Annotated in this window: 8 protein-coding genes; 2 read left to right on the top strand and 6 right to left on the bottom strand. The window is 75.9% G+C overall.

The features are described from left to right. Positions 1–93 precede the first annotated feature (93 nt). From ABZ128_RS35160 to ABZ128_RS35140, 5 genes are all read right to left on the bottom strand, one after another. A complete protein-coding gene (locus ABZ128_RS35160; protein ID WP_356853933.1) occupies positions 94–975 on the bottom strand; it encodes an NAD(P)-dependent oxidoreductase in 882 nt (293 codons plus the stop codon). A gap of 338 nt (positions 976–1,313) precedes the next feature. Next, positions 1,314–2,393, bottom strand: coding sequence for a cytochrome P450 (locus ABZ128_RS35155; RefSeq protein ID WP_356853932.1), 1,080 nt, complete (start codon positions 2,391–2,393; stop codon positions 1,314–1,316). Further along, positions 2,390–3,898 (bottom strand): class I adenylate-forming enzyme family protein, encoded by a 1,509-nt coding sequence (locus tag ABZ128_RS35150; protein ID WP_356853930.1) that lies wholly within the window; start codon positions 3,896–3,898, stop codon positions 2,390–2,392. The genes ABZ128_RS35155 and ABZ128_RS35150 overlap by 4 nt, the downstream gene beginning before the upstream one ends. Continuing rightward, entirely contained in the window at positions 3,898–4,641 is a 744-nt protein-coding gene (locus ABZ128_RS35145; RefSeq protein WP_356853928.1) for a glycosyltransferase family 2 protein, read from the bottom strand. The genes ABZ128_RS35150 and ABZ128_RS35145 overlap by 1 nt, the downstream gene beginning before the upstream one ends. Then, positions 4,638–5,660 carry a 3-oxoacyl-[acyl-carrier-protein] synthase III C-terminal domain-containing protein gene (locus tag ABZ128_RS35140; protein ID WP_356853926.1) on the bottom strand — a complete coding sequence of 341 codons (1,023 nt, stop codon included), beginning with the start codon at positions 5,658–5,660 and terminating at the stop codon, positions 4,638–4,640. Before ABZ128_RS35140 ends, ABZ128_RS35145 begins: the two co-directional genes overlap by 4 nt. Positions 5,661–6,067: 407 nt before the next feature. On the opposite strand from ABZ128_RS35140, the gene ABZ128_RS35135 reads away from it, so the two are divergent. Then, on the top strand, positions 6,068–8,128 hold the full coding sequence (locus ABZ128_RS35135; protein WP_356853924.1) for a phosphocholine-specific phospholipase C: 2,061 nt from the start codon (positions 6,068–6,070) through the stop codon (positions 8,126–8,128). Here ABZ128_RS35135 and ABZ128_RS35130 read toward each other — a convergent pair. Next, positions 8,115–8,855 (bottom strand): hypothetical protein, encoded by a 741-nt coding sequence (locus tag ABZ128_RS35130; protein WP_356853922.1) that lies wholly within the window; start codon positions 8,853–8,855, stop codon positions 8,115–8,117. The two genes, ABZ128_RS35135 and ABZ128_RS35130, sit on opposite strands and share 14 nt — an antisense overlap. Before the next feature lie 72 nt (positions 8,856–8,927). On the opposite strand from ABZ128_RS35130, the gene ABZ128_RS35125 reads away from it, so the two are divergent. Then, complete coding sequence (locus tag ABZ128_RS35125) at positions 8,928–9,683, top strand: alpha/beta hydrolase (RefSeq protein ID WP_356853920.1); 756 nt, start codon at positions 8,928–8,930, stop codon at positions 9,681–9,683. The last annotated feature ends 103 nt before the right edge of the window (positions 9,684–9,786 follow it).

Below are 9,786 nucleotides of genomic sequence, written 5' to 3'. Positions count from 1 at the left end.
TTTTTCTTTGTGTTTTTTTTTTTTGTGGGGGGGGGGGGGGGGGCGGGGGGGGCCCCCCCCCCCCCCCCCCGGCCGGCACGGAAGGACGCCCGGCTACAGGGCCGCCAGGTAGTCGTCCAGGGTGCGGCCCGGCCACCAGCCCTGGCCGCGGGCCCGGCTCAGGTCCAGCACCACCGGGTGGGCCAGCTGGTCCACCGCGTAGCGGCTCAGGGCCGGTTCGGCGCCGCCCCGCGCGCAGGCCTCCGCCACTCGGGCGGCCGTACGGGCCACCCCGAGCGGGAGGTGGCGGATCCGGGCCGCGATGCCGTGGGCGCGCAGCACCCGGCGTACCGCGTCGTCCCGCGCGTACGGCTCGGCGTCGGCCACGTTGTACGCGCCCGGCGCCCACTGCGCGGCCGCGAGGGCGGCGTCGGCCAGGTTCTCCACCGCGGTGAGGCTGAGCGGCACGTCCGGCCCCGGCAGCAGCAGCGTCCCGGCCCGGACCCGCGACAGCAGCCGCGGCAGCAGCGTGGTGTCGCCCGGCCCGTAGACGGCGCGCGGGCGCAGCACCACCGCCCCGGCGGCCAGGGCCAGCGCCTCGCCGGCCGCCTTGGAACGGCCGTAGGCGTTCAACTGGCCGGAGCGCGGGTGCTCCTCGCGGACCAGCGACCGGTCGGGGCGCGGATCGTAGACGCTCGCGCTGCTCACCCACACCACGGGCCGGCCGCCCGCGGCCCGCAGCAGCCGCCGGGTGCCGTCGACGTTGACCGCATACATGTGCGCCTCCGCCGGGGAGCCGGGCACGGGGTCGCCGACCGCGGCCGCGCAGTGCACGACGAGGTCGACCCCGGCGAGGTCCGGATCCGTGCGGGCGGCGTCCCAGTACCGGAACTCCCCGACGGCCCCGGGCCGGCGACCCAGCGCCACCACCCGCACCCCGAGCGCCGCGGCCGCCCGCGCCACATGCCCCCCGCAGAACCCGCTCGCCCCGCTCACCCCTACGACCGGGGCCGCCGAGCCGAAACCCACCGCGAAGGAGCCCCCGCCCCGGCGGCCCGGCCCGGCCCCGCCCCGTTCCGCACCGGAACCCGCACCCACCGGCGCGCCGGCCCCACCCCCGTTGCCGGCGCCGCGCCCGGGCACGCCGGCGCTCCCGGCGCCCGCCGCCCCGACCGTGGACGGCCCGCCCGCCGTCGGGTGTGTTCCGGGCCCAGCCCCCGGGCAGCGGCAGTCGGCCGCGGCCGGGGCGGGGCCGGGGCGGGGCTCCGGGGAACGGGGGAAGGGCGGGGCGGGGAGTGGCTCCGCGCAGCGGCAGCACCCCGGCCGCACCGCGGTCACCGGCCGGCCCGCAGGGTCAGGGTCCGCCACCCCGGCAGCGCGGCCCGGCGGTCCGCGCGGGCCCGGGCGACCACCGGCCGGTACGGCGCCAGCTCCGCCAGCACATCGGCCAGCTGCACCCGCGCGAGCCGCGCCCCGGGGCAGGTGTGCGGCCCCGCGCCGAACACCAGGTGCCGGGCGTCCGCAGGGTCCAGCGCGTCCGGATCCCGCCGGTGCGCCCCCGCGGCATGCCGCGCCACCAGCAGCAGCCGGTCACCGCCCCGCACCGGGCAGCCGCCCACCGACCCGCCCTCCGCGGCCACCCGCGGCAGCACCGGCGAGGCCGCCGTGACCCGCAGCAGCTCCTCGGCCAGCGACGTCACCGACCCGGGATCCGCGGCCCGCTCCCACAGACCGGCATCGGCGCACCACGCCACCGCCCGCGGCACCGCCGCGACCGTGGTGTTCACGGCGGCGACGGCCACCATCACCGCCAAGGCGTCGCTGCCGCCGCCGAGCAGGCTGCGCAGTTCGCCCGCCGTCCGCTCCGCCGCGGCCCGCGCACCCGGCCGGGCCGGCCCGGGCAGGTGGCTGCGCACCGACGCGGCCGCCGCCTCGGCCGCGGCCCGCGCGACCGCCGCCGGCTCCGCGCCCGAGCCCAGCAGGGCGCACACCACCGACCCGGCCAGCTCCCGTACGAGCTCCGCCAGATCCAGCTCGCCGCCGTGCCCGAGCGGCGCGAGCCCCCGTACCAGCAACGGACGCCACACCGCCCGCAGTTCCTCCACCCCGGCCGCGCCCAGCGCATCGGCGATCCCGCGCCGGCCCGCCCGGTGCGCGCTGCCCTCCTGGTCGAACAGCACCCCCTCGGTGAGCGCCGCACGCGCCGCGCCGCCCGTGGTCCCGGCCGCCGTCCGGTCGAGCCGCAGCCGGGTCAGCGCCTCCCGGTAGGCGTCGGCGTCGTGCACCAGCAGCGTCCGGCCGAGCCGCCGCACCGGCCGTCCGCGCGTGGCGGCGAGCAGCGCGAACAGCAGTGGGTGGCTGCGCAGGTAGACCCGCCGGTCCCGCCGCCGGGCCCGCGCCTGCCCGCCCCTCACCGCCGCCCCCGCAGCCGGGCCGCCGCGAGCACCGAGGCCGCCGCCCGGTCCGGTTTGCGGGAGCGCCCGGACAGCGGGACCCGCGCGAACACCACGGAGTCGGGACGCGCGGAGCCCATCCGCGCCAACGGCTCCGCGAGCGCCGCCCGCAGGGCGTCCTCGGCGACCCCCCGGCGCGGCTGTACGAGGGCGACGAGCCGCTCGTCGCCCGCGGTCTCGGCGCCGGGCCCGGCCGGGACGCCGACCAGCACCGCCAGTTCCACGCCCGGTACCTGCAGCGCGGGCTCGTACAGCCCCGGATAGATGTTCTCCGCCCGGCGTAGCACCATGTCCTTGGTCCGCCCCTCCAGGACGATCCGGCCGGCGCCGTCGAGCCGGGCCCGGTCGCCCGTGCGCACCCACGGGTCCGGCTCCTCGCCCAGGTAGCGGTGCCGGGCCGCCGGCCCCGCCAGCAGCAGCTGCCCGTCCTCCTCCGCTACGGCGCGCACGGCGGGCAGCGGCGCCCCGACCAGGTCGCCGGGCCCCTCGTACGCGGCCTTCTCCCGCGCCTCGACGGCGGCGGCCGGGAACAGCTCGGTCAGCGCGTACACCCCCCACGCCTCCTCCGCGCCCGCGTCCCGTACCCGGGACAGCAGTTCGGCACTGGCCGGGGCCGATCCCGTCCACACCCGCCCGCCGAAGGGCGCCCCCTCCCGCAGCGCGTCCCGCAACTGCGGCGGGGTCAGATAGGTGTCGCGCGGCCGCAGCCGGCGCAGCTGCCGGGCCAGCACGGCCGGCGAGCGGGCCGGGAGGGCCACCGTGGCCCCGCGGGCGAGCGAGGGGACGAGCACGAAGAAGGTGCCGCCGAGCACCGGACGGTCCGCCCCCGCGGCGGCCCGCGCGCCGCCGAACAGCGCCGACACCGACTCCATCCCGGCGGCCAGGCTCGACCGGGTGTGCACCACCGCCCGGGGCCGCGAGGTGGTCCCGGAGGTGAAGACGATCACCGCGTCACCGTCGGAGTCCCCGTACGCGGGGACCCCGGAGCGCGGCGCGCCCAGGTCCAGCGCGGGCGCGCAGCCCGGCAGCCGGGGCCCGACGGTGGCCACCGGGCCGCCGAGCGAGGCCAGGTCGGGCAGTGCGAGCCGGGCCCGCCGGGCCAGCGGCCGGGCCCAGCCGGCCACCGCCTGGGCCGCGGCGTCGGCGAGGACGAGGGAGGGCCGGGCCAGCGCCAGCCGGGCCCGCAGCACGTCGGGGCCGGCGCCCGGGTCGAGCACGGCGCCCCGCAGCCCGAGCCGCCACAGGGCGAGCAGCACGGCGAGCGCGCGCGGCCCGGGCCGGACGGCCACCCCCACGGTGTCCCCGGCGCGCAGCCCCCGCGCGTGCAGGGCGGCGGCGAAGGCATCGGCCAGCCCGGTCAGTTCGCCGCCGGTGGCGCGCACGCGGGCGGCTCCGGTGCGGGTGGGGGTCAGGACGGCGGGCCGCTCGGGGCGGGCGCGCAGCGCGTGGTCGAGTCGGTCGAGCATCAGCGTGGGTCCGTTCCCTGGTCTCCGCTGCCCTGGTCGAGGTACCAGCGGGCGGTGCCGGTGATCCCGTACGCGCGCAGCCGGCGCGTGGAGTTCTCCACGACCATCGCGCGGCACGGGGTGATCCGGTCGGTGTGGCGGCGTACGGCGTTGAGGAAGAGCCGGTCGGTGGGCGAGGGCCGGCGCGGCATGCCCCCGACGGCCAGGTAGAGCTCGGCGGTGATGGCCATGTTGTTCCCGGCGTGCATCCGGTACGGCGCCCGGAAGCCGTGGCGGCGGGCGTGCCCGGGCCGCAGCCGCCCGAACAGCGCGGCGAGCCGGACCAGTACCGCGAAGCCGGCCCGTCCCAGCGGTCCGTGCTCGTCGCGGCGGGCGGTGATCCGCCCGCACACCAGCCCGGGCCGGTCCGTGAGGGCGGCCCGAGCCGCCCCCGCCCAGCCGGGGCGGGGCAGGCAGTCGGCGTCCGTCCGCGCGAGCAGGGCCGCGCCCCGGCCGATCGCGTACCGGAAGCCGGTGTCCACGGCCGATCCGACGCCCTTCTCCGGCTCCTCGATCACCTCCACCGGGAACGGCGCGGTCCGCGCGAACTCGCGGGCGACGGCTCCGGTGCGGTCGGCGGAGGCGTTGTCGACCACCAGCAGCGTGAAGTCCCGGTCGTGCTGGGCCGCGAGGGCCTTGAGGGTGGCCGGCAGCCGGGCCTCCTCCTGATGGGCGGGCACGACCACCCACAGCGGTCCGTTCACGACTTCTCCCAGACCATCGTCATGATGCTGATCCCGCCGCCGAGCCCGACGCACAGCACCCGCTCGCCCGGCGACAGCTCCTCGTACACCCGGTCCAGCTGCACGCCGATGCTCGCACTGGCCACGTTCCCCAGTTCCGGCACGGTCACCACCAGCTTCCCGGCCGGTACGCCGGTCAGTTCGGCGAAGCGCTCCAGGTAGGGCACCGTCACCTGGTGCACCAGCACCCTGGCGAAATCCGCCCAGTCCATGCCCGTCCGGTGCAGGGTCCGGTCGATGACGGCGGTGCCCACCTTCTCGAAGACACTGCGCAGTTCGTGGCCGTCGCCCCGGAAGTAGGTGTACGCGTCCCCGCGCGGGTGGCGCGAGCCGCCGCCCGGGATGCCCCCGACCTCCCAGTGCTCGGAGTGCGTCTCACTGTCCACGTCCAGGATGCCGCCGCGCTCCACGGCCTCCACGACCACCGCGGCCCCCGCGTCGCCGAAGGTGTACCCGGCGAAGCCGCTGCGGAGCTCCGCGAGGTCGGCGGGCTCGTACTGCACGGCCCGGCTCGGGGTCTCCCCGGTGACCACGAGCGCCCTGCGGGCCCGTCCGGCCAGGATCATGGCGCGGGCGAGGTCGATGCCGTTGACGAAGCTGTTGCACGCGTTGGTGACGTCCAGGGCGTGCGCCCGGGTCCCGAGCTCCGCCTGCACGATGTGCGCGGTGGCGGGCTCGACCATGTCGCGCGACGCCGAGGCGAACAGCAGCAGGTCGATGTCCGGCGGGGTGAGCCCGGCGGCGGCCAGCGCCCGGCGGCCGGCGCCGGCGGCGAGCGTCGACGCGTACACGCCCTCGCCCGCGACGCGCCGGGAGCGGATCCCGGTGGCCTGCGTCAGCAGCCTGGGCGGCAGGGCGAGCCCGCTGCGCCGGGTCACCTCCCGCTGGAGGGCGTCCGAGGAGCGGACCTCTTCGGGCAACAGGCTGCCGACGGCGGTTATCCCGGCGCGCCGCGGCAGATCACACGACTGGATCAACATGCGCCCACGATGCCGGGGCGGCCCGCCACCGGGCCTGAGTACGGATGCTCAGATCCGGCCCGCCGCCACCCCACCCCGGATGAGTACGCGAGCCCGGCGCCGCGGCCGGGCCGTGCACCGCCGGGCCCCGGCCGACCCGTCGTCCCGCCAAGTCCCCGTGCAGGGCGCCCTGTTGCACGGCCACCGGTTCCCCTACCGTTCCACCAGAACAGCTCCGCACGCCCCTTCGTACAGCGTGCCCGGGAGGTCGGTGCGGCAGGTGCGCGGACGTCCGGGAGGCCCGGGACGTCCTCGGCGTTCTCCATCTGTACCGCGCAGTGTCACGAACTGATCCCCGGCCGGTACCCCGGGACCGCTGTCCTTGGGTCGCCCCTCGACACCCCCCTCACCCGCAGAGGTCGTCACCCATGGCTGAACTGAACCGCCGCAGGTTCCTGCAGATCGCCGGCGCCGGCGCCGCCGCCGCGATGCTGAACGACAGCATCGCGCGGGCGGCCGCCATCCCCGCCCAGGGCACCACCGGCACCATCCAGGACATCGAGCACATCGTGGTGCTCATGCAGGAGAACCGCTCCTTCGACCAGTACTTCGGCACCATGAAGGGCGTACGGGGCTTCGGTGACCCGCGGCCGGTCCTGCAGGACAACGGGAAGTCCGTCTTCTACCAGTCCAACGGGACGAAGGACATCCTCCCCTTCAACCCGCAGGTCAGCGACCTGGGCATGCAGTTCGTCGAGGGGCTGAACCACGACTGGGCCGGCGGTCACCAGGCGTACGACAACGGCAAGTACGACAAGTGGGTCCCGGCCAAGACGGCGACCACCATGGCGTACATGACGCGGAACGACATCCCGTTCCACTACGCGCTCGCCGACGCCTTCACGGTCTGCGACGCCTACCACTGCTCGTTCATCGGCGCGACCGACCCGAACCGCTACTACATGTGGACGGGCCACACGGGCAACGACGGTGCCGGCGGCGGGCCGGTCCTCGGCAACCAGGAGGCGGGCTACGGCTGGAAGACCTACCCCGAGCGCCTGGAGGCGGCCGGGGTGTCCTGGAAGATCTACCAGGACATAGGCGACGGGCTGAACGCGGCCGGTTCCTGGGGCTGGATCAGCGACGCCTTCCGCGGAAACTACGGCGACAACTCGCTGCTGTACTTCAACAGCTACCGCAACGCCCAGCCGGGCAGCGCCCTCTACGAGAAGGCCCGCACCGGCACCGACGCCAAGGCGGGCGACGGCTACTTCGACCGGCTCCGCGCCGACGTGGTGAACGGCACCCTGCCCCAGGTGTCCTGGATCGCCGCGCCCGAGGCCTTCAGCGAGCACCCGAACTGGCCGGTCAACTTCGGCGCCTGGTACATCTCACAGGTCCTCGACGCGCTGACAGCGAACCCGGCGGTGTGGGCGAAGACGGCGTTCTTCATCACCTACGACGAGAACGACGGCTTCTTCGACCACGTGGTGCCCCCGTACCCGCCGGCGTCCTCGGCCTGGGGCCTGTCCACGGCGGACGTCACGCGCGACCTCTACCCCGGTGGCGGCGGCTACACGGCCGGCCCCTACGGGCTGGGCCCGCGCGTGCCGATGATCGTGGTCTCCCCCTGGAGCAAGGGCGGCTACGTCTGCTCCGAGACCTTCGACCACACCTCGGTGATCCGCTTCATGGAGAAGCGCTTCGGGGTGCAGGAGCCCAACATCTCGCCGTGGCGCCGCGCGGTCTGCGGTGACCTCACCTCGGCGTTCGACTTCAGCCGCGCCGACGCCACCCCGGCGGCCCTGCCGTCCACGGCGGGCTACGTCCCGCCGGACCACAACGCCCACCCGTCCTACCACCCGGTGCCGCCGGCGACGGGCGCCCTGCCGAAGCAGGAGGCCGGTGCGAAGCCGACGCGCGCCCTCGGCTACCAGCCGTACGTGGACGGCAAGGCCACCGTCTCCACGGGCAAGTTCACCCTGACCTTCGCCTCCGGCCCCTCGCTCGGCGCCCACTTCCACAGCACCTCGGGCAACCGCACGGACGGCCCCTGGCCGTACACGGTGGAGGCGGGCAAGACCCTGTCGGACACCTGGAGCACCAGCAGCTCCACCGGCAACCAGATCAACCTGACGGTGTGGGGCCCCAACGGCTTCCTGCGCACCTGGAAGGGCCCGGCGAAGAAGGCGGGCCCGGAGGTCACGGCCCGCCACGACGCGGCCACCGGCAACCTCCGGCTGACCCTGGTGAACGGGGGCACGGCGGCGGTGAACCCCACGGTGTCCAACGCCTACGGCGGCGCGTCCCAGACGCTGCGGGTCGCGGCGGGCGCCACGGTCACCCACACGGTGGACCTGACCGGCTCGGCCCGCTGGTACGACGTCAAGGTCGTCTCCGACGCGGACACCACCTTCCTGCGCCGCTTCGCCGGCCACGTGGAAACCGGCGCCCCGGGCGTCTCCGACCCCGCCCTCAGGACCGCCTGACGCGGTCGTCCGCCGCGCGCAGCAGCCGCCGCTCCAGGACCTTGAGGTCTGCGGGGCGGTGGCTGCGGGCGTGGTCGAGCAGGAGGTTGCGCGCGGTGTCGGGGACCCGGCGGCGCTTGGGGTGACGGGTGGTGAACTCCTCGCTCGCGAAGAACCGTACGGCGCCGGAGAGTCCGGGGCGGTCGGTCTCGCGGACGGCCCAGGCGAGGTCCTGCGTCGGGACCCCCGCCAGCAGCCGCAGGGGGGCCTGCGCGGCGAGCACCGAGGCCGCGTCGGAGGGCTGCGGGCGGACCGCGCCCAGCCAGCTGAACACGAGGCCCGGGTCCACGGCGTCGGGCCGGGCGGGGTCCTCCTCCCCGCGGGCCATCGCGCCGGCGTACTCCCGCAGCTCCTCGGGCGCGGCCGCCACCCACCGCTCCCGGTGCCCGGCCGGTATCCCCTCCGGGTCGGCCGGGTCCAGCAGCCGCGCCAGCTCCTCGGTGCGCGGCACGTCGAGGGACCGGACGCGCTGCCCGCCCGCCTCGTACAGCGTGATGCCCCCCACGTGGTCGAGGCACATGCACGCGAAATGCTCGGCCCGGGCCCTCGTCCCGGCGGGCCAGGCACCGAGCACCCGCGCGACCTCCTCGGACCGCAGGATCTCGTACCTCGTGGCGTGGTGGGGATGCACCCACTCCCGGCGGGGATCCGTCACCACGATGCGCACCGTGCGCGATATCGGCTTCACGGTGTGATCGTAGGCGCGGTGGGCAGAACGTACCGCGTCCGGCTCCGACACCCCGTCACCGAGGGAGAACGCATGGTCATCGCCCACCGCAGGATCGGCACCGGCCCCCTTCGCGTCATCGTGCTGCACGACTGGTTCGGCACCAGCGCCAACTGGGGTTCCGTGCTCGACCACTTCGACCCCGAGGGGTTCTCGTACGCCTTCCTCGACTACCGCGGCTACGGCGACCGCAAGGACGTCCCCGGCCGCTACACCCTCCCCGAGATCGCCGACGACGTCCTCGCGCTCGCCGACGAACTCGGCTGGGACACCTTCTCCCTCATGGGCCACTCCATGGGCGGCAAAGCCATCCAGCAGGTCCTGGTCCGCGCGCCCGAGCGGGTCGAGAAGCTGATCGGGATCAACCCCGTCCCGGCCGCCCCCTACGAGATGGACGACGACACCCACGCCCTCTTCCGCGGAGCCGCCGGGAGCGCGGCCAACCGGCGGATCATCCTCGACCTCGTCACCGGCAACCGCGCGAGCGGCCACTGGCTGGACCGGATGGTCGCGCACTCCCTCGACGTCTCCCGCCCGGAGGCCTTCGCCGCCTACCTGGAGAGCTGGCAGCCGCTCGACCTGTCCGCCGCCGTGAAGGGCAGCACCGTCCCGGTCCTGGTGCTCGTCGGGGAGTACGACCTCGCGCTCACCGTCGATGTGATGCGCGCCACCTGGCAGGTCTGGTACCCCGACTGCCGGATCCATACCGTCCCCGGCGCCGGCCACTACCCGCCGCACGAGACCCCCGTGGCCTTCGTCACGGAGGTGGAGCGGTTCCTCCGGGACTGAAACGGCCCGTAGGGGTACGAGGAAGACCTCGTACCCCTACGGGAACTACAGGGTGAGTGACGGGACTCGAACCCGCGGCCACCTGGACCACAACCAGGTGCTC

Origin of the sequence: Streptomyces sp. NPDC006326 (assembly GCF_040612915.1) — a bacterium.
GTDB lineage: Bacteria > Actinomycetota > Actinomycetes > Streptomycetales > Streptomycetaceae > Streptomyces.
The sequence above is the reverse complement of the archived record's forward strand: the minus strand, read 5'-3'. Positions and strand labels throughout refer to the sequence as shown.